20 protein-coding genes are annotated in these 18,596 nt (G+C 68.2%); 6 read left to right on the forward strand and 14 right to left on the reverse strand.

Annotated features, from left to right (window positions below):
* Positions 1-84 precede the first annotated feature (84 nt).
* The 4 genes from A5708_RS10230 to A5708_RS10245 all read right to left on the reverse strand — a co-directional run bounded on the left by A5708_RS10230 (position 85) and on the right by A5708_RS10245 (position 3,399).
* Positions 85-1,068: an MAP_0585 family protein gene (locus tag A5708_RS10230; RefSeq protein ID WP_065028502.1), complete on the reverse strand. Its 984-nt coding sequence runs from the start codon at positions 1,066-1,068 to the stop codon at positions 85-87.
* Positions 1,069-1,109: 41 nt separating this feature from the next.
* On the reverse strand, positions 1,110-1,583 hold the full coding sequence (locus A5708_RS10235) for a lipoprotein LpqH (RefSeq protein WP_065028503.1): 474 nt from the start codon (positions 1,581-1,583) through the stop codon (positions 1,110-1,112).
* Positions 1,584-1,766: 183 nt separating this feature from the next.
* Positions 1,767-2,435 carry a S1 family peptidase gene (locus A5708_RS10240; RefSeq protein WP_065028504.1) on the reverse strand — a complete coding sequence of 223 codons (669 nt, stop codon included), beginning with the start codon at positions 2,433-2,435 and terminating at the stop codon, positions 1,767-1,769.
* Positions 2,436-2,523: 88 nt separating this feature from the next.
* Positions 2,524-3,399 (reverse strand): alpha/beta fold hydrolase, encoded by an 876-nt coding sequence (locus A5708_RS10245; protein ID WP_196772592.1) that lies wholly within the window; start codon positions 3,397-3,399, stop codon positions 2,524-2,526.
* Between the two features lie 119 nt (positions 3,400-3,518).
* Here A5708_RS10245 and A5708_RS10250 point away from each other — a divergent pair, with 119 nt between their 5' ends.
* Positions 3,519-5,012, forward strand: a complete 1,494-nt coding sequence (locus tag A5708_RS10250; protein ID WP_065028505.1) for an amidase — start codon at positions 3,519-3,521, stop codon at positions 5,010-5,012.
* A gap of 17 nt (positions 5,013-5,029) precedes the next feature.
* Here A5708_RS10250 and A5708_RS10255 read toward each other — a convergent pair whose 3' ends face one another.
* Together A5708_RS10255 and A5708_RS10260 are read right to left on the reverse strand one after the other, a co-directional pair.
* Positions 5,030-5,209: a hypothetical protein gene (locus tag A5708_RS10255; RefSeq protein WP_065028506.1), complete on the reverse strand. Its 180-nt coding sequence runs from the start codon at positions 5,207-5,209 to the stop codon at positions 5,030-5,032.
* A gap of 305 nt (positions 5,210-5,514) precedes the next feature.
* Positions 5,515-6,666, reverse strand: a complete 1,152-nt coding sequence (locus A5708_RS10260; protein ID WP_065028507.1) for a TDT family transporter — start codon at positions 6,664-6,666, stop codon at positions 5,515-5,517.
* Between the two features lie 91 nt (positions 6,667-6,757).
* On the opposite strand from A5708_RS10260, the gene A5708_RS10265 reads away from it, so the two are divergent.
* Together A5708_RS10265 and A5708_RS10270 are read left to right on the forward strand one after the other, a co-directional pair.
* Complete coding sequence (locus A5708_RS10265) at positions 6,758-7,000, forward strand: hypothetical protein (RefSeq protein WP_065028508.1); 243 nt, start codon at positions 6,758-6,760, stop codon at positions 6,998-7,000.
* Positions 7,001-7,347: 347 nt separating this feature from the next.
* Positions 7,348-8,916: an LCP family protein gene (locus A5708_RS10270; protein WP_155765965.1), complete on the forward strand. Its 1,569-nt coding sequence runs from the start codon at positions 7,348-7,350 to the stop codon at positions 8,914-8,916.
* Between the two features lie 7 nt (positions 8,917-8,923).
* Here A5708_RS10270 and A5708_RS10275 read toward each other — a convergent pair whose 3' ends face one another.
* From A5708_RS10275 to A5708_RS10295, 5 genes are all read right to left on the reverse strand, one after another.
* Entirely contained in the window at positions 8,924-9,715 is a 792-nt protein-coding gene (locus tag A5708_RS10275) for an SDR family NAD(P)-dependent oxidoreductase (RefSeq protein ID WP_065028510.1), read from the reverse strand.
* A 13-nt stretch (positions 9,716-9,728) separates the two neighbouring features.
* Complete coding sequence (locus A5708_RS10280; RefSeq protein ID WP_065028511.1) at positions 9,729-10,559, reverse strand: SDR family oxidoreductase; 831 nt, start codon at positions 10,557-10,559, stop codon at positions 9,729-9,731.
* Positions 10,560-10,660: 101 nt separating this feature from the next.
* Positions 10,661-11,596 (reverse strand): enoyl-CoA hydratase, encoded by a 936-nt coding sequence (locus tag A5708_RS10285; protein WP_065028616.1) that lies wholly within the window; start codon positions 11,594-11,596, stop codon positions 10,661-10,663.
* A gap of 110 nt (positions 11,597-11,706) precedes the next feature.
* Entirely contained in the window at positions 11,707-12,495 is a 789-nt protein-coding gene (locus tag A5708_RS10290) for an ABC transporter permease (protein ID WP_065028512.1), read from the reverse strand.
* Positions 12,495-13,259: a phosphate ABC transporter ATP-binding protein gene (locus tag A5708_RS10295; protein WP_196772597.1), complete on the reverse strand. Its 765-nt coding sequence runs from the start codon at positions 13,257-13,259 to the stop codon at positions 12,495-12,497. Before A5708_RS10295 ends, A5708_RS10290 begins: the two co-directional genes overlap by 1 nt.
* A gap of 80 nt (positions 13,260-13,339) precedes the next feature.
* Here A5708_RS10295 and A5708_RS26750 point away from each other — a divergent pair, with 80 nt between their 5' ends.
* The 3 genes from A5708_RS26750 to A5708_RS10305 all read left to right on the forward strand — a co-directional run bounded on the left by A5708_RS26750 (position 13,340) and on the right by A5708_RS10305 (position 15,649).
* Positions 13,340-13,504, forward strand: coding sequence for a hypothetical protein (locus tag A5708_RS26750; protein ID WP_155765966.1), 165 nt, complete (start codon positions 13,340-13,342; stop codon positions 13,502-13,504).
* On the forward strand, positions 13,505-14,986 hold the full coding sequence (locus tag A5708_RS10300) for an alpha,alpha-trehalose-phosphate synthase (UDP-forming) (RefSeq protein WP_065028513.1): 1,482 nt from the start codon (positions 13,505-13,507) through the stop codon (positions 14,984-14,986).
* 84 nt (positions 14,987-15,070) lie between these two features.
* On the forward strand, positions 15,071-15,649 hold the full coding sequence (locus A5708_RS10305) for a hypothetical protein (RefSeq protein ID WP_065028514.1): 579 nt from the start codon (positions 15,071-15,073) through the stop codon (positions 15,647-15,649).
* Between the two features lie 16 nt (positions 15,650-15,665).
* Here the strand turns inward: A5708_RS10305 and A5708_RS10310 are convergent, their stop codons facing one another.
* From A5708_RS10310 to A5708_RS10320, 3 genes are read right to left on the reverse strand one after another with little or no spacing between them, the layout of a single operon-like run.
* Positions 15,666-16,157: a mammalian cell entry protein gene (locus tag A5708_RS10310; RefSeq protein WP_065028515.1), complete on the reverse strand. Its 492-nt coding sequence runs from the start codon at positions 16,155-16,157 to the stop codon at positions 15,666-15,668.
* Positions 16,157-16,864 carry a mammalian cell entry protein gene (locus tag A5708_RS10315; RefSeq protein WP_065028516.1) on the reverse strand — a complete coding sequence of 236 codons (708 nt, stop codon included), beginning with the start codon at positions 16,862-16,864 and terminating at the stop codon, positions 16,157-16,159. The genes A5708_RS10310 and A5708_RS10315 overlap by 1 nt, the downstream gene beginning before the upstream one ends.
* Positions 16,864-18,591: a virulence factor Mce family protein gene (locus A5708_RS10320; protein WP_065028517.1), complete on the reverse strand. Its 1,728-nt coding sequence runs from the start codon at positions 18,589-18,591 to the stop codon at positions 16,864-16,866. The genes A5708_RS10315 and A5708_RS10320 overlap by 1 nt, the downstream gene beginning before the upstream one ends.
* Positions 18,592-18,596: the final 5 nt, after the last annotated feature.

Consider the following 18,596-nt stretch of genomic DNA (forward strand, 5'->3'; position numbering starts at 1 on the left):
CGCCGCAGGGTCGAGAAGACCGCCCGGAGACGCGTCAGCGGGCGCGCCGAAGAACGGCTGCGCCCGCTGACACTGGATCAACGATCAGTAGAGCGGCACCCACACACCGAAGAACCAGTAACCCCAACCCCCGTACTGCCAGTTGAAGACCGGGAGGACGGTAAAGGTGTTGTAGTTGAAGGGTCCGAAGTCGGCACGTGCGGCAGCCACATCACGCGGCGCACCGTCCCACGGCCGGTTCCAGCCCCCCGGAGGCGGCGGACCATTCCAGCCCCCCGGAGGCGGCGGGCCCTCCCAGTGTGGCGGCGGGTGGCCCGGAGCCGGGCCGTCGTTCCAGCCGTAGCCGTGTTCGCGCGGCGGCGGCGGCGCCCCGTGACCCACAATGCTGAACTGGACATCAGGACCCGCGGGACCACCGATCTGCGCGCTAGCGGTGACCACATCGTGGCGCGGGATATACGGCGGGTGCGGCGGCTGCGTGGCCGGCGGATTCAGCGCCTCGTACCGCTGCCGGTTGTTCGGCGGCGGGTTCTGGTTCGCCGGCGCATTGGTCTGCCCGCCCTGCCCCGGTGGGTTTTGGCCGTGCTCGTTGGGCGGGTTGTTCTGCCCGGTCTGCTGCGGGTACTGCCCGTGCTCATTCGGCGGGTTGTTCTGCCCCGTCTGGGCCGGGTTCTGCCCGTGCTGGTTGGGCTGCGGGGTGTTGCCGCCACCCTGCGGCGGGTTGTTCTGGCCACCCTGCGGCGGGTTGTTCTGGCCACCCTGCGGCGGGCTGTTCTGACCACCCTGCGGCGGGCTGTTCTGACCACCCTGCGCCGGCGGACTGTTGTGCCCGCCCTGCGGCGGGTTGGCCGGCCCGCCCTGCGCCGGCGGGGTGTTACCACCGCCCGGCTGACCACCCGGCTGCCCGCCCGGGCCGCCGGGGTTGCCCCCGCCGCCGCCACCACCGTGGCAGTTCGGGCACGGGGGCGGTGGGTCGAGCGGGGCGGAGTAGGCCGACCCGGCGTTCAGCGTCGCCGCGGAGATACTCAGCCCAGCGGCCAACGCGGCGGCGCTGACGACACGTTTCATAGACATAGCTGTGTCCCCTCTTGGGAGTTATCTCGCCTGCACTACGGGCAGGTGAGATCCAACTCGAATGGCTTGGTTACCTGCTGCGGTTGCTGCGGGTTGCTCATGTCGGTACCGGTAGCGGTGCCCTTGATCGCCCAGTCCTTGCCGTTGACCGCGGCGCCGGCGCTCCCGCTTTGGTTGGGGGCGGCGTCGGAGAAGCCGAGTGCGACCCCGTTGACGGTGCCCAGCCCGACGGAGTGCACCAGCGGCGGGTTGCCGTTGCTGACCACGGCGCCCAGGCCGGCGGTCGGGTCGCCGATGCCGATGGTGACGTTGCTGCCCGCGGTGGTGCAGGTGACCTGCCCGCTGATGTTTTGATTCTGCCCGTCGACGGTGAGCACCGGACCCGCCGCGGCCGCCGCAGCTGACGACGAACCCGACGACCCGGTACTGGACTTGTTGCTCGAACATCCGGCGCTGGCCGCGACCACCAGGGCCACTCCGGCTACGCCGACCACGATCCCACGCTTCACTACTGCTTCCCTTCGTGTCGCTGGTTCCGCTGCCTCTTCACATCGGCCGCGTCAACACAGGTGGACTACCTGGCCCGTGCGGGCCGACGCGTTGCGGCCGGACCACTTGATACCCGGTACCCGAGGATTGCAAACGCTACGTTACGTGTCCCTGGTCGCTGATCACCTGCTGGTGCGCGCCTTTCACGGGAGCACCCGAAGCCCCCACTTGCCCAGCAGCGGGTTGATGAGCATGAAGTAGGTCGTGTAGTCATCACCGTCGGGCGATGACATCAACAGGCCGACCGCGCTGACGCTGCCGTCCGGGTTCATCACGAAGCCGGGACTGCCGCTGTCGCCGTCCAGGCTGAACACGCTGGCTTCGACGACGTCACCGTTGATGCCTTTGATCGCGCCACACGTCTCACCGGTTACGGCGCCGATCTTGCAGAACGGCATGCCGACCTGAATTTGCTGGCGGCTCAACACATCCCGAACCTGATACCTGCCGCCGACGTCACCCACCGGCATGCCGACACTGGGCTCCAGGCGGATGATCGCGGCGTCGTGCTTATCACCGTCGTGCTCGCTGGCGGAGATCCTGCCCAGCGGGGCGTCGTTGCCGTACGTCCATTCGGTGCCGTCGTGCGAGTCGCAATGCCCGCTGGTCATCAGATAGTAACTGCCATCGGATCCCTGCGCCGCGAAACCGGCTGTGCACCTGCCAGATTCGTGGTCGACGCCGATGCCCGGCGAGGGCGGAGGCGACGGCAGAGCCGGGGGCGGCGCTGCCAGAGCGGTTTTCGCCACGGCTGTCGCGGTCACCATCACCGCTCCCAAGAGCCCCAACCCCCGCAAGCACGATATGGTCACGCCGTCCCCCTCCGCTTGCGCCCGGCAGATACTAGCAGCGCTGCCGACCTGAAATGAGGTGGCGACCAGTCCGTTCCGGGCACGTGGTTCACCCCGCGTCGACGTGCCGGGAAAGGAAGTCCAGCACAGCGCCGGCGAAGACGTCATTGCGGTCGCCGGCCACCATGTGTCCGGCGCCCCGGACATCGGTGAATTCGACCTGCGGGAAACGCGCGAGGAATTCCTCGGCGCGCTCCTGGCTGACCAGGTCGCTCATTTGGCCGCGGACCAGCAGGATGGGCACACCGCCGCGCAGGATCGCCTCGACTGCGGCGTGCATCCGGTCGGGGTCGGTGACCTCAAAAGGAGGGAAAGCCGCAGTGCCGCTGATGAATTGCGGATCCCAATGCCAGTACCAGCGATCACCGCGGCGACGCAGGTTGGTGGTCAGGCCTTCCAGGTCGGTCGGTCGCGGCCGGTGCGGGTTGTATTCGGCGATCGCGTCGGCGACCTCGTCGAGTGAGCCGAAACCCGACTCCACCCGGTCGGACATGAAGGCATGGATCCGGTTCGCCCCCGACTGGTCCATGTTCGGCACGATGTCCACCAACACGACCGCACTGGCGATGCCCGGGGACAGCTCCCCGGCGAGCAGCATGGACGTGAAGCCACCCAGCGAGGCACCGACCAGCACCGGTTGCGGGGGCAGCGTGCGCAACACCTCTTGGACGTCGGCGGCGAAACTGACGACGCGGTAATCGCCGTCGTCCGACCAGTCCGATTCGCCGTGCCCGCGCAGGTCCACGGTGACGGCCTGCCAGCCACGGGTGGCGACCGCGGCCGCCGCCTTGCCCCAGGACCGACGGGTCTGGCCGCCGCCGTGCAAGAACACCACGGCGCGCGCCCGTGGGTCCCCGAGGCGGTCAGCGACGATCTGCACCCCACCGGGGCCCTGGATCGTGAACGGTTCGGCTGCCGTCGGCATCAGGTGATACTAAGGCGCTCCCACGAGAAGCTCGCGTTGGCTTAACGTCAACGGCATGCGGCGGCGTCAATTAAGAGGACGCCGGGCAGGCGCACCCGGACCGGAGCCAAGGAGAACGCATGCATCTTGACGAGTACATGTCGCTGGATGCGACCGCCCTGGCCGAGCTGGTCGAGCGCAAGCAGGTCACCCCGGCCGAGCTGCTCGCCCTGGCGCGGCAACGAGCGGACGCGGTGAATCCGCGGCTGAACGCGATCGTCTGCCGCCTGGACGACGTCGCCGACCGCCAGACCGCCGACCCGAATTTGAGTGGGCCGTTCGCCGGTGTGCCGTTCCTGCTCAAGGACCTCGGCCAGGAATACCGCGGCTTTGCGACGTCGTGCGGGTCCCGCTCGCTGGCCCACGACGTGGCCGACCGGCACGCGCTGGTCACCCAGCGGTTCCTGGACGCAGGGCTGGTGATCTTCGGGAAGACCAACACCCCGGAGTTCGGGGCCAAGGGTGTGACGGAACCCGACTACTGGGGCCCGGCCCGCAACCCGTGGAACACCGGGCACACACCCGGCGGCTCGTCCGGCGGATCGGGGGCGGCCGTCGCGGCGGGCATCGTTCCCGCCGCCGGCGCCAACGACGGTGGCGGCTCGATCCGCATCCCCGCCGCGTGCAACGGGCTGGTCGGCCTCAAGCCCAGCCGGGGTCTGGCGCCCTACGGCCCACAGACCGGTGAACTGATGCTGGGCATGGCGACCCAGGGCGTGGTGTCGCGCACCGTGCGAGACAGTGCGGGGCTGCTCGACGCGATCGTCGGACCCCACCCTGGTGTCGCCTATCGGGTTGCGCTGCCCGACAAGCCCTTTGTCGAACAGATCAAAGACAGCCCGGGCACCCTGAGGATCGGCTACTCGGCACGCTCGGCCATCAACGCGCGGCCGGACCGCGAAGCCGTCGCCGCGGTCGAAAAGGCCGCGGCGCTCCTTCGCGAATTGGGCCATCAGGTCGATGAGGTTGCGCCGCCCTACGACGACGCCGCGCTGGGCCGCGATTTTCTGACCATCTGGTTCGCTCAGCTGCACCAGCAAGTCGCCGATATCAAACAGCGAACCGGCGCGCGCGACAACGACTTTGAGGCCGATACCCTGGCCATCGCCGAACTCGGCCGGTCCAGCGGCGTGCTACCCGTCATGTCCGCGCTGGAAAACCGGAATGACTACATCCAATCCCTGGCCGCGTTCCACGGCAGCTACGACTTTTTCTTGACGCCGACGCTGGCCGCCCCTCCCCTCACGGTCGGTGCCACGACAACGTCGACCGTGCTGCAGCGGGTGGCCCGGCTGGTCAGCAGGGTTCGGGCCGGAAAACTGATGGGACTCAGCGGAATCCTCGATGACCTCATCCAGGAGAGTTTGGGCTGGGTGCCTTACACGCAGCTCGCCAACCTCACCGGCCGTCCGGCGATCAACGTGCCGCTGCACTGGACGGATGCCGGGCTTCCACTGGGTGTGCAATTCGTCGGGAAGCCAGGCGCAGACGGCGATCTGCTGCGGCTGGCCGCGCAGCTCGAGGAGGCGCGCCCGTGGGCCGGCCGCCATCCGGCTCCCGTGACGCCGAATTAGCCTGTCGCTGAATGGCTTTACTCGGCGGGCCCGGTTCCTTCACCCCCACTCGGCCCCCCTCGCCACAGGCTGGCGAAACGCCGGGCGATGTCACCGAGGCGACCGCCCGCGTGCTGCGAAGCCTTGATGCGGCCAAGAGTTTCCCGTCCCTCGTTCGCGTAGTCCTTGACGGATTCGTCGCCTTCTTCGGCGCGCATGTCTGCTCTCCAATCGTGATCGTTGTTCCGGCGCCTGGTGCTCGGGCGGTTCCGAGGGTGTCAGGCGCTCGGGTGGTTCTGCCGGCGTGAGCCGCTCGGGCGGCTCCGTCGGCGTGAGCCGCTCCGGCGTCTCGCCGGGAGAGCCCGGTTGCGTGGGCTCCGAATTCTCCGGTCGCTCCGCCGAAAACGGCCTGAGGCGTGTGTCGATCATGCTCAGTCCTCTGCTCGGCTCCATGGCCGCGTACCCGTCGTACCCGGGCAGCCAAACGCCCGCGCCGGCACCAGAGCCTCCGCGACGGCGATCCTTAGCGGCGCGTGGAGTCCTTGTGCGCCTTGATCGGCGCGGTGCTGGGCGGCAGCTTGAGCAGGTTGCCGCGCAGGCTGCCCCGCGCGGTGCGGACCGTCACCAGCAGCCAGGTGAACAGCAGGCCCGCATAGGCGATGGCCGCCGCCACCCTGAACGCGGGCAGGTGGGTGTGACCGGCCAGCTGCGAGGTCCCGGTGACGAAGGTTCCGACCGGGAAGGTCAAGCTCCACCACGTCAGCGCGAACGGCATTCCACGGCGCAGCGTGCGCGCCGTCAACGCGGTCGCGAGCGCGATCCACAACACCGCGAAACCCCACACCGGTACGCCGTAGAGGATCGCGAACGCATTGAGGTCCTCGGCCAGCTCGGGGTCGACGCCCAATGCCGCGTTGGCTCCCAAAAGTCCTGCGGCCGTGATGGATTGGCCGAGTGGACCCAACACGATCCACAACGTCGGCACCCGCGCGGAGCCCGAGGTGCCGTACAGGGTCAGGCGGCTCCAGATCATCGCGATGATGTTCAGCGAGGCCAGCAACGACAAACCGAACATCGCATAGCAGCCGTACAGCATGGTCGTGCGCCCGCTGCCCGCCGCCATATGAGGGAGCAGCAGTGCCCCCGTCGCAGCGGTCACCATGGGCGGAACGACCGGCATCAACCAGCCACCGAAGGCCGCGTCGGGCTCGACGTCGTGCTGGGTGAACATCAGGAACGGAATGCTGACGGCGGTGAACAACCCGCCCAGCGTGCCGGCGGCCCACAGCACCCAGTCCAGATCGACGGCGATGCGCTCACCGAGCAGGTCCCTGCCGACCAGCACGGCTCCCGCGCCAACCGTCATCAGCGCCATGGGGGCCGCGCCGTAGAAGTGCGCCATCTGCGGATTGCGGGCGTGGGTGCGCGCCACGGTCGGATGGCGCAGCCAATGGCCACCAACCACCGCGATCAGCGCCATCAGCAGCGCGGCCGCGATCACCCAGACCACCAGCGCGAATGCCCGCAGTCCCGCGACGTGGACGGGCAGCGCGGCACCGGCCGTCGCGACGATCCCGGTGCCCATCACCGAGGCGAACCAGTTCGGTCCGATGTTGCCGAGTACCTCGACCCGGGTGTGTGCCGGGGACACGTCGTGCGGGTTCGCAATTGCCACAGGTGAAGAACCTACTGCGCCGCGCGCTGAAGCCGCCGGATCTGCCGCTTACACTCCATCCGTGGTTAATTCGGCCCAGCCGAGGTCGACGGTGAACAAGGTCCCGCTGATCGTCGGCGTTGCCATCGTCGTGCTGCTTGCCGTCCTCGCGGCACCCATCAAGCAACGATGCGGTGCGCCGGGATTCTCCTGCGCGTCGGCGATGGATAACGACGGCAACATCCACTTCTATTACGAGGTCGAACCCGTCGGGGTCTATCTCGCCGAAATCGCCACCGGCACCAACATCTCGCTCTTTTACAGCTCCGGTGAGGATCTGGTCAAAGCCCGCTAGCCGACGGTGGCGGTTTGCTGGCCCGGTCGGCGGGGCATCGGTCCACCGGGCGGTATCCGCTGGATAACAAGTTCGGCTCGATCCGGGCTCCGAGGTGGCCGGCCCGAGACCTCCCGGAGACCATCGCGGTCGCGGCCGGGCAGAAGACGCAGGTAGAGCGGGTACGACGGGCGCGAATCACGCCCGGTCGGCCCCACCAACGCGCCCGCGCCCACCCTGTGACGGGTGCTCTCGATTGGGGGCTTCATAGCAAGCTAACGCATACTTGTGACCATGCTTGAAGCGACATCGCCGCGAAGCACCGTTGCGGTGCCTGGTGATGTGCTGGGCGTGGGCAGAGGTTTGTGATGGCCCGCTCGGGCGGCGCCCATCGCCGTCATCGAGCCGTCCGTCAACCCTCCCGTATACGCAAGGGGCTGACGCGCACCCTGGGCGCGCTCGTCTCCGTGGCGGCCGTCGGGCTCACCGGGGCGGGGTACTACGTGGCGCACGGCGCGCTGGGCGGCATCACCGTGTCGAACGCCCTGCAGCCCGACGATCCGCGGTCCAGCGGCGACAACATGAACATCCTGCTGATCGGGCTGGACTCCCGTAAGGACCAGGACGGCAACGACCTGCCCAACTCGATCCTCAAGCACCTGCACGCCGGAGACTCCGACGACGGCGGCTACAACACCAACACGATGATCCTGGTGCACGTCAGCGCCGACAACAGGGTCGTGGCGTTCTCGATCCCCCGCGACGACTGGGTGCCGTTCACCGGGGTCCCGGGATACAACCACATCAAGATCAAAGAGGCATACGGGCTGACCAAGCAGTATGTCGCCCAAAAGCTGGCCAACCAGGGCAACAGCACGCAGAAGGAACTCGAAACCAAGGGCCGCGAGGCCGGCCGGGCGGCGACGCTGCGCGCGGTGCGAAACCTGACCGGCGTCCCCATCGACTACTTCGCCGAGGTCAATCTGGCCGGCTTCTTCGACCTCGCGCAGACCCTCGGCGGCGTCGACGTCTGCCTGAATCACCCCGTCTACGACTCGTACTCCGGCGCCGACTTCCCAGCCGGCCGCCAACGCCTGGACGCGTCCGAGGCGCTGTCGTTCGTCCGGCAGCGGCACGGCCTGGACAACGGCGACCTGGACCGCACCCACCGGCAACAGGCGTTCATCTCGTCGGTCATGCAGGAGTTGCAGGCCTCGGGCACCTTCACCAACATCGACAAGCTCAAGAACCTGATGGCGGTGGCGCGCAAAGACGTGGTGCTGTCGGCCGGCTGGAACGACGACATGATCCAACGGCTCGGCGGGCTGGCCGGCGGCAACGTCGAGTTCCGGACGCTGCCCGTGGTGCGCTACGACAACATCGACGGCCAGGACGTCAACATCGTCGACCCGGCGGCGATCAGGTCCGAGGTGGCCGAGGCGATCGGCACCGACACCTCGACGACGACGACGCCGGCCACCACCGCCGTGAAACCCGACCCGTCGACGGTCGTCGACGTGGTCAACTCCGGCAGCATGAGCGGCCTGGCCAGCGAGGTGTCACGCGCGCTGAAAAAGAAGGGCTACACCCCCGGCCAGGTTCGCGACCGCGAATCCGGCGACCCGACCACCACCACGGTGGAGTACGGGGCCGGTGCGCAGACCGACGCGCAGAACCTGGCCAACCTGGTCGGCGTGGACGCGCCCAAGCAGCCCAGTCCCACCATCGCGGCCGGACACATCCGGCTCACCGTGGACACGAATTTCTCGATGCCCACCCCCGACGAGACCCAGATGGACGACTCCACGAGCACCACCAGCTCCAGCACGACGTCGACCAAGGCCAAGAGCTACTACTACAACGGCACGACCACGACGTATCCGACGCCCGATCAGGGAAAGCCGATCGACGGCGGCGGCGTGCCCTGCGTCAACTAGCCACGCTCTAGGCGTGCGTGCCGCCGTCCATCCGAATCTCGGTGCCCGTGATCCAGGCGCCGTCATCCGAGACCAGCATGGCGATCACACCGGCCACCGCTTCTGGTCCGGCCATGCCCGCGCCGCTGGATTCCGTCGTGGTCGGCAGGATGGGCATCAGCCGGGGAAACAGCGACCAGTCGGCGTCCTTCGGGATGTATCCGCCGGTGGCATCGGTGATGCCGGACTTGATGCTGCCCGGGGCGACGCACGCCGCGCGCAGCCCGTCCTTGGCGTATTCCAGCGCCAGTGAATGAGTGAAAGCCTGAATGCCGCCCTTGCTCGCGGCGTAGGCGGCCATGTACGGGTGGGCGAACGACGCCGAGGTGGAGCTGAAGTTCACGATCGCGCTGCTGGGATTTGCCAGCAGGGACGGAAGCGCTTCCCGCACTACCAGGAAGGTTCCGGTCAGGTTGACGGCGATGATCCGATTCCACTGCTCGAGGGTGGTCTCGTGGGTGTGCCAGGCGCGCAGGATGCCCGCCGCATTCACCAGTGAATCCAGACCGCCCAGCTTCTCTACGGCCGAGCCCACGCCGTCGATCACCGAATCCTCGTTGCCGACGTCCATCGGCATCGTGGTGAGACGGTCGGCGGTGCCGGCCTGCACGGCATGGCCTTGCGTGCCGCTCAGGCCGTCCGTCGAGACGTCGGCCGCCACCACGCCGGCGCCCTCGCTCAACAGCCGCAATGCGGTGGCCTGACCGATCCCCGACGCGGCACCGGTGACCAGGATCCGTTTGCCCTCAAGCCTTTTCATCTGATACTCCCGGCTAGACCACTCCGCGTAGCGCGTCGGCGCCGAAGGCCGGTTCCAGCATCGCCGAGAAATCCGGGCCGCGACGCAACAGCACCCCGCCGTCGACGTTGATGATCTGCCCGGTCACGTAGCTGGAAGCATCGCTCAGCAGAAACATCGCCACGTTCGCGACGTCCTCGACCTCACCCGGCCGAGGCAGCGGCGTGATGGCGCGGTAGTCCGCGCTCAGCTCGGGCGAATCGAGGATGGGGGCCACCAGCTCGGTGCGGATCAGGCCGGGGCGAATGCTGTTGACCCGCACCCATGACGCTCCGAGTTCGTCGGCGGCCAACTGCATCAAGTGATCCAGCGCCGATTTACCGACGCCGTAGGCGCCGAACCAGCGGTGGGTGTTGCTGGCCGCGATCGACGAGATGCCGACGAACGATCCGCCGCCACCGCGCACCATCTCGCGCGCGGAGTGCTTGAGCACATACATGGTTCCGTTGACATTGAGGTCGATGGTCCGTCGCCACAACTCCGAGTCGATCTGGGTGATCGGCCCGATGGTCTCCGATCCGCCCGCGCAGTGCACCACGCCGTGCAGCCGGCCATGCCAGGCCGTCACGGCGTCGACGGCGCGCGCCGCCTCCTCTTCATTGGTGATGTCGGCGGGCTCGTAACGAATGGAGCCGTCGCCGGGGAGGGCTTCGATCTCCTTGACGGCGTCCGCGAGCCGATCGGCGTTACGGCCGACGATCATGACGGAGGCGCCGGCGGCGACCAGCCCGGCGGCCACGCCCTTGCCGATCCCGCTGCCGCCGCCGGTGATCAGATAGGTCCGGTCTTCGAACGAAAGCTGCACGCGAGGCCCTTTCAAACTGGAACAAGTTCTAGCTATAGAAGCATGTCCCCTCGGGGTGAATATCGCTACCCCCGGTCTCGTTAGGCCCCCGCTGCGCGGCGCTACGGCGTGTCGCGGCGCGCCACCTTCGTCGGCTTCGCGTCACGCCAATCCTCGACGTGCGGGGGCTGGCCAACCGGCCACCGGTTCTCGTTGAACGCCGCCCAGTGGGCATGCCCCAGCAGGTGCACGTGGAACGCGTGCCGCAGCGCCTCGGTGTAACCCATCGCGTCGGAGGCGGCGTTGACCGAATCTTTGATGAGCAGCGACGCCATCGTGGGTCGCTCGGCGATGCGTCGCGCGAATTCCAGTGTCTTTTCCTCTAATTCGTCGACCGGGAAAACCTTGGACACCATGCCCAGCCGGTGCGCCTCGTCCGCGTCAATCGAATCACCGGTCAGCAGCAGCTCTTTGGCCTTGCGTGGCCCGAATTCCCAAGGGTGAGCGTAGTATTCGACACCCGGCATGCCCAGCCGGACCGCGACGACGTCGCTGAACTTCGCGTTGTCGGCCGCGACGATCAGGTCGCACGCCCAGATCAGCATCAAGCCGGCCGAGATCGCGTTGCCCTGCACCTGGGCGATGGTGATCTTGCGCAGATCCCGCCAGCGGCAAGTGTTTTCGAAGAAATAGTGCCATTCCTGGTGGTACAGCTTCTCCATGATCGGCTCGAGCGTGGCCCCGCGCGAGCGGAAGCTGGGATGCTGCCCCGGCCCCGGTGCGCGCTCGGCCAGCGCCTGCTCGGAACCCAGGTCGTGACCGGCGGAAAAGTTCCTGCCGCGCGCCGCCAGTATCACCACGCGAACCGTGTCGTCGGCCTCGGCCCGGCCGAACGCCTCGTCGAGCTGTACCAGCAGACCGCGACTCTGCGCGTTGTGGGCCTCGGGCCGGTTCAGCCAGATCCGGGCGATGCGGCCCTCATCGAGGGTTTCGTAGGCCACCAGTTCCGGGGCGTTGGCTTCGGCCGCCCCGGCGTCGGCTTGCTCGGAGACTGTCATTCCGCCCACCTCGTTCATCGTTGAATTGGCCTTGTTTACAGATTACGGCCAGTGTGTAACCGCGCACGCGCTGGGGTGATGGGCTGCCCTGCCCCGCCGACCATGCGTTCTCACCCGGCGGTCTCTGGCCGCCGGCCCAGCGGCAGCAGCCGATGGTCGCGGGTGAACACCAGCCGGACGATGCCCATCGCGACGACCACGGTGGTGGCCGCGACCGACCCCAGGATCAAGAACATCACCACGGCCTGCACCAGCACGGCCTGCAGTGGCGGCACCCCGGCGAGGATGAGGCCGGTCATGGCGCCCGGCAGGAACACCAGGCCGGTGGCCTTGGTCGTCTCGATCTGCGGAGATATCGCCGAGCGCAAGGCGATTCGCAGGTAGGGCGCCGCGGCCTGCCGCGACGGTTGCCCCAGCGCGAGACGGGCCTCGACCTCGTCGCGTTTGTCGCGCAGCTCGTCGACCAACCGCCGAGCCACCAGCACCATGGCGGTCATCGAGTTGCCGATCATCATCCCGGCAACCGGCACCAGCGTGCGCCCCTGCAGCGGGAACACCCGCAGGCCGAAGATCACGCCCAGCGTCACCACGGCCGCACCGGCGAACGCGGCCACGGCCAGCGGCGCAAACCGCGGCACCTCCGGCGCCCTGCGCCGGGCGACATCCCCCGCGTAGGCCACCATTCCGGCGACCCACGCCCACGACCACCACAGCGATCGGCCCGGCTCGAACAGCAGCGTCAGCGCCCCGCCCACGAGCAGCAGCTGCACCAGCGCGCGGGCCGCGGCCCACAGCAGCTGCCGCTCCAGACCCAGCCGCCGCCACAGCGAGATCCCGGCCGCGAACGCCACCAGGATCAGCGATGTCACCAGGCCCACCCAGCCGATTTGACCGTTCATCAAGCCACCGAACCGTCGCCGGGCTTCGACGCGACCGGGCCCAGGCCCAGGCTGCGGCCGGAGTCCAGGCGCAGGACTCGGTCGGCCGCCCTTTCCACCTGCGCCGAGTTATGGGTGACCCATAAGGCGGGAATGCCGTCGGCGGCCAGTTCGCGCACCGCGCGCTCGATGACTTCGGCCGCCTCGGTGTCGACGGCGGAAGTGGGTTCGTCCAGCAGCAGCACCTGGGGTTCGGCCATCAGGGTGCGGGCCAGGCACACGCGTTGCGCCTCGCCACCCGAGAGGGCGGCCACGTCGCGCTCCAACCACGATCCGGTCAGCGCCACGCGGGCCAGCGTTTCGTGCATACGTGCGTCGGACGCGTCGGGATCGGCGGCCCGCAGGTTGTCGGCGACCGTGCCCGGGAATGGCGTCGGGCGCTGAAAGCACATGCCCACCCGGCGCCGCAGCCACAGCGGGTCGAGCCCGCCGATGTCCGACCCGTAGAAGGAGGCCCGTCCGCTCGTCGGCAGCTCCAGCCGGTTGCACAGCCGGAGCAGGGTCGATTTGCCCGAGCCCGACGGCCCGAACACCGCCGTCACACCGTGAGCCGGAATGGCGGCGGTCAGCCCGTCCAGAGCACGCACTCCCTGCCGTTCCACGACGACATCGACGAACTCGAACACCACGTCGTTACCGGCGTCCCGATCGGCCACCTGCTTATCCTGCATCACCGCGGCGACGGTCGATCGTGTCTTCGCGAGCGGCGCGGCGAACCCCTGCAAACCAGCCATAAATGCGGCTAGAGCCCGTTAGCTGGTGAGACGGCCTGCGACCGGTCGCAGGCGTCGCCTACAGTTAAGTCATGCCTACAAAATCTGATCCTGGCGAAATCGGCGACGTCGAGCCGCTGGCCGACGACACTGCGAGCCAGGCCCGGCGGGTCGTCGCGGCGTACGCCAACGACGCTGACGAATGCCGGGTCTTTCTGTCCATGCTGGGTATCGGGCCGGCGAAACTCGACGCGTAAATGTCTCCCGGGGGAGGGCGGGGCTCGAAGACAGCCGAATTCGGCAATTCCGACTTCGTCGTGGTTGCCAACCGGTTGCCGGTCGATCAGGAGCGCCTCCCCGACGGCACCACCGCGTGGAAACGCAGCCCGGGCGGGCTGGTCACGGCCCTCGAGCCGCTGCTGCGTCGCCAGCGCGGGGCGTGGGTCGGCTGGCCCGGGATCGTTGACGAGAACACCGACCACGATGGTGAGCCCATCGTTCAGGACGATCTGGAGCTCCGGCCGGTCAAGCTGAGCGCCGACGACGTCGCCGAGTACTACGAGGGTTTCTCGAACGCCACGCTGTGGCCGCTCTATCACGACGTCATCGTCAAACCGATCTACCACCGTGAGTGGTGGGACCGCTACGTCGCGGTCAACCGCCGCTTCGCCGAAGCCACCTCCCGCGCCGCCGCGAAAGGCGCGACGGTCTGGGTGCAGGACTACCAGCTGCAGCTGGTGCCCAAGATGCTGCGCGAACTGCGGCCCGACCTGACCATCGGCTTCTTCCTGCACATCCCTTTCCCCCCGGTCGAGCTGTTCGTGCAGATGCCGTGGCGGACCGAGATCGTCGAGGGTCTGCTCGGCGCCGACCTGGTCGGCTTCCATCTGGCCGGCGGCGCACAGAACTTCCTGTTCCTCGCCCGACGGCTGATCGGCGCCAACACCTCGCGCGGGGCGGTGGGCGTGCGGTCGCGGTACGGCGAGGTCGAGCTCGAGTCCCGTGTGGTTCGGGTGGGCGCCTTCCCCATCTCCATCGACTCCAGCTCGCTGGACCAGGCGGCGCGGCACCGCAACATCAAGCGCCGTGCCCGGGAGATCCGGGCGGAGCTGGGCAACCCACGCAAGGTGCTGCTCGGCGTCGACCGGCTCGACTACACCAAGGGCATCGACGTGCGGCTGAAAGCCTTTTCGGAGCTGCTCGCGGAGGGCCGGGTCAAGCGCGACGACACGGTGCTGGTTCAGCTGGCGACACCCAGCCGCGAACGGGTGGACAGTTATCAGCAGCTGCGCAACGACATTGAACGCCAGGTCGGCCACATCAACGGCGAGTACGGCGAAGTCGGGCATCCGGTGGTGCACTACCTGCACCGGCCGGTCCCCCGCGACGAACTCATCGCGTTCTTCGTCGCCGCCGACGTCATGCTGGTCACCCCGCTGCGCGACGGGATGAACCTGGTCGCCAAGGAGTATGTCGCCTGCCGCAGCGATCTCGGAGGCGCGCTGGTCCTGTCCGAATTCACCGGCGCCGCCGCCGAACTCCGGCAGGCGTATCTGGTCAACCCGCACGACCTCGAAGGCGTCAAAGACACCATCGAGGCCGCGCTGAACCAATCCACCGAAGACGGACGGCGCCGGATGCGGTCACTGCGCCGCCAGGTCCTCGCGCACGACGTCGATCGCTGGGCGAGGTCGTTCCTCGACGCGCTCGCCGAATCCCGACCCGGTGACACCGATTAGCTCGCGTGGGCAGGACCCCATGGTGTTGACGCCCGGACGCTGTGATACTCAGGTGCAGCGTCGCACGCGAGGGAGGGGTATCAGATGAAGCTCCGTCACGGCATGGCCGCGGGCGCCGGCATCTGCACGGCCGTCGCGGTGGGAATCGCGCTGCAGTCCGGTGAACCGGCCAAGGCGCTCGGACCACCGGCCGACGGCACCTACAACTTCAACGAGGCGGGCGTGTCCGGGGTGACCTGGACCATCTCGGCACTTTGTGATCAGCCCTCGGGCACCCGGAACATGAACGACTACAACGACCCGATCGTGTTCGCGATGAACTGCGCGCTGAACATCGTGAGTTCGACGCCCGAGCAGATCAGCGCCGCGGACAAGCTGCAGAACTTCAGCGGCCGCGCCCGGATGTCCAGCATGCTGTGGACCTTCAAGGTCGACAAGGCCGACGGTGTGGCATGCCCGGGCGGCGGCACCGCACCTTCCACCGAAACCTTCGCGTTCAGCGACGAGACCATGAGCGGCACCCACACCACGCTGCACGGCGCGGTGTGCGGGATGCAGCCGGGGATGAAGAAGGAACCGTTCTCGCTGGCGATGACCGGTCCGCCACCCAGCCCGATCAACCGTTACCCGTTGTACTGCAACGGCATTGCGATGTGCTACTGAACGTCTACCGACGAGGTCAGATCGGCGTGATGTAGGCGATCAGCCACTGCTTGCCGACCTTCTTGAAGTCGACCCGCAACCGGCTGCCGTCATACAGCGGCTGGCGTGACTTGTCCGTCACGGTCCGGTTCATGAAGACCATCACAGACGCCGATTCCCGCTTGGCCGACATCACGCCCACGCCAACGACATTGGCCTGCACGACCACTTCGCGTTTCTTGGCCTCGGGGATGATCTGGTTGTTGACGCTCTTCTGGAACTCGGCGCGATAGTCGGGAGTCAACAACGGATACGCCGCCGACAGGCTCCGCTCGACGGTTTGGTAGTCGTACGCGAAGACCGCGGGGACCTCCTTGGCCGCCAACCCGGGCAGCACCGCACGCGCCGCCTGCTCGCCGCGGGTCTGCACCCGGTCCCAGTACATCCAGCCGGCCACCGCGGACAACGCGACGAACGCCACGGCAACGAGGTAACCCGCGACGACCAGCAGCCAACGCCGCCATCGCATCAATTACCCCCGTCTGGATATTTGAGGTCGTAGCCGGTCATCTTCCCGGCCTCGTCTTCGTGCACGATGACGCGCAAGCGATAGGGCATGGACGGCTTGTTCACCCCGTCGATGTCGGCGACGGTGACGCGCACCGAGACGAGCACCGAGGCGTTATCGCTCACGGCGTCAACGCCTTCCAGCGCGGCGCCGTTGATGACGGCCTCCGAGGTCGCATTGGTGGAGCGGAACAGGCCCTTGAGGTTCTCGACGTTGTTGTTGGCGCCGAGCATGCCGCGCAGCGGGCCGCTGGTGCCGTTGACGAAGCGGTTCACGCTCTCGTCGATGTTGTCCTGCTTGTAGCTGAACATGTTGACCACCGTCTGCGTGGCGGTGTCGACGAAACGCTGATCGCGCGTCTGCGCCGCGGTCGCGTGACGCTGCTGGATGAGCAGCGCCGCCACACAACCGGCCAGCGCCCCGACCGCCAACAGTGCCGCGGCGAACGAAATCCACGCGACCAGGGCGCGGTGCGGCTGCCGTCGTGGCGGCGGCTTGATGGACTTGAAGGCCTTGACGGGTTTCGCCGGCGGCTTGGGCGCGGCCGGCACCTCGCTCGTGACCGTGACGTCCCGGGCCGGGTCACCCTTGGCCGGCCCCGCCGCACGCGACGCTCGTCGACGAACCCGCGGCGTGGTCTTCGGTTCGTCTGCCACAGCAGGGTCCATTACATCGGCCTTGGATCAAGCATCAGGTCCACCCAGTTCTCGGCGCCGGAGGTACCGGTAGCGCCGGCCGCGAAGATACCAGTGCCACCGGCCGGATCGACAAACGCGCCGGTCTTCTCGTCGTAGGTCGCATATGCGGGGGGCCCGCCGGCCTGCGGCTGCCCTCCGGGCGGCGGACCCCACGGCTTCTCCGGCCCCGGGCCCGCCGGCGGCGGGTTGATGCCCTCCGGCGGTGCCGGCGGGGGCAGCCACTTCGGATACGGCAGCTGAGGCGGCACCGGGGGTACGCCGGGCGGCTGCCACGAGGTGAACGGCGGTGGCGGCCCGTTGTCATTGGGCGGCGGCGGGTCGAAGGCCGGCTGCTTGTTCGGCAGCGGCCCGGGCCCCGGCACCACGCCCGGCGGCGGCGGCCCGACTATGGGTGTGCCCGGATCCGGCTCGGCGCCCGGCGGGATGTACGGGAAGTGGTTGGGCGGCAAGACGTTCAAGCCGTTGGTCACCGGGGTGTCATACGGCACGGGCGGCCCACGCCACGGGTTGCGGCCGATAGGCACGTAACCCTTCGGATCGCGACACAGCTGGATCGTCGGGGCGCGCTTGCCGGGGAACTCCTGGCACGGGTAGTTGCGCGCGCCGCGCACGGTGCTCGGGTCGTTCTGCGCGGTCTTGCAGTACATGTCCTTCGGCAGCTCGCGCACCGTCTGGTCGGCCGGGGTGCGCATCAACGGCGGCGGCAGGAAGCCGACGGCGCACGGCGGCGGATCGTTGAGGTCGAGCTTGAAGTCCAGCTTGGCGCCCTCGTCCTGCGGCCCACCACCCGCGGCGGTGGTGATGGCGGCGAACAGCGCCGGCAGAACGACCAGCAGCTGCTCGATCGACTTGTGGTAGATCACGCCGACCCGGCCGAGGTTGGCCAGGCTGGCGGCCAGGGCCGGGAACGAGGGGCGGATGCCGGAGAACGCGGTGCTGGCCTCGTCGGTGGCGCCCGGTGCCGTCGCCAGCGTGTCGCGAAGCTGCGGGTCGGCCTGGCGCACCTCGGAGGTGAACCGCGCCAGCCCGTCGGACAGCGACTTGATGTCGCCACCGGCGCGCATCTGGGCCTGCAGGAACGGGCCTGCCTGATCGATCAATTGGGAGACTTGCGGATAGTTGGTGTTGGCCTCGTCCACCAGCAGCCGGGCGGACTCGTAGAGCCGGGCCATCTCCGGGCCGGAACCGTTTGCCGCGATGAAGGTCTCGTGCAGCAGCTCGCGCAGCCGGGTGTCGCCGAGGCTGTTGACCAAGGTCTCCGAGCGCTTCAACAGGTCGGCGACGTCCTGACCGATCCGGGTGTTCTGCCGCTGGATGCGGGCACCGTTGGTCAACTTCGTCGATGCCGGCGAGCTCGGGGGCACCAGGTCGATGTACTGCTCGCCGACCGCCGACACGCTCTTGACGGTGGCGGTGACATTCGACGGGATGGCGGTGCCGCTGTTCAGCCGCATATCGGCGATGACGCCGTTGGGGCTCAGGCCCACCGACTCGACGCGGCCGACGGCGACGCCGCGGTAGGTGACGTTGGCGTTCTTGTACAGGCCGCCGCCGGCGACGAAATCGGCGCTCACGCCGTAGGTTCCGATACCGAACGTCGCGGGCAGCCGCAGGTAGAAGATCGCCATCACGGTCAGGGTGATGGCCGTGATCACCGCGAAGATCCACAGCTGGATCTTGGTCAGTCTGTCGTGCATCTGCG

It is taken from the genome of Mycobacterium colombiense (assembly GCF_001672755.1).
Classification (GTDB): Bacteria; Actinomycetota; Actinomycetes; order Mycobacteriales; family Mycobacteriaceae; genus Mycobacterium; species Mycobacterium colombiense_C.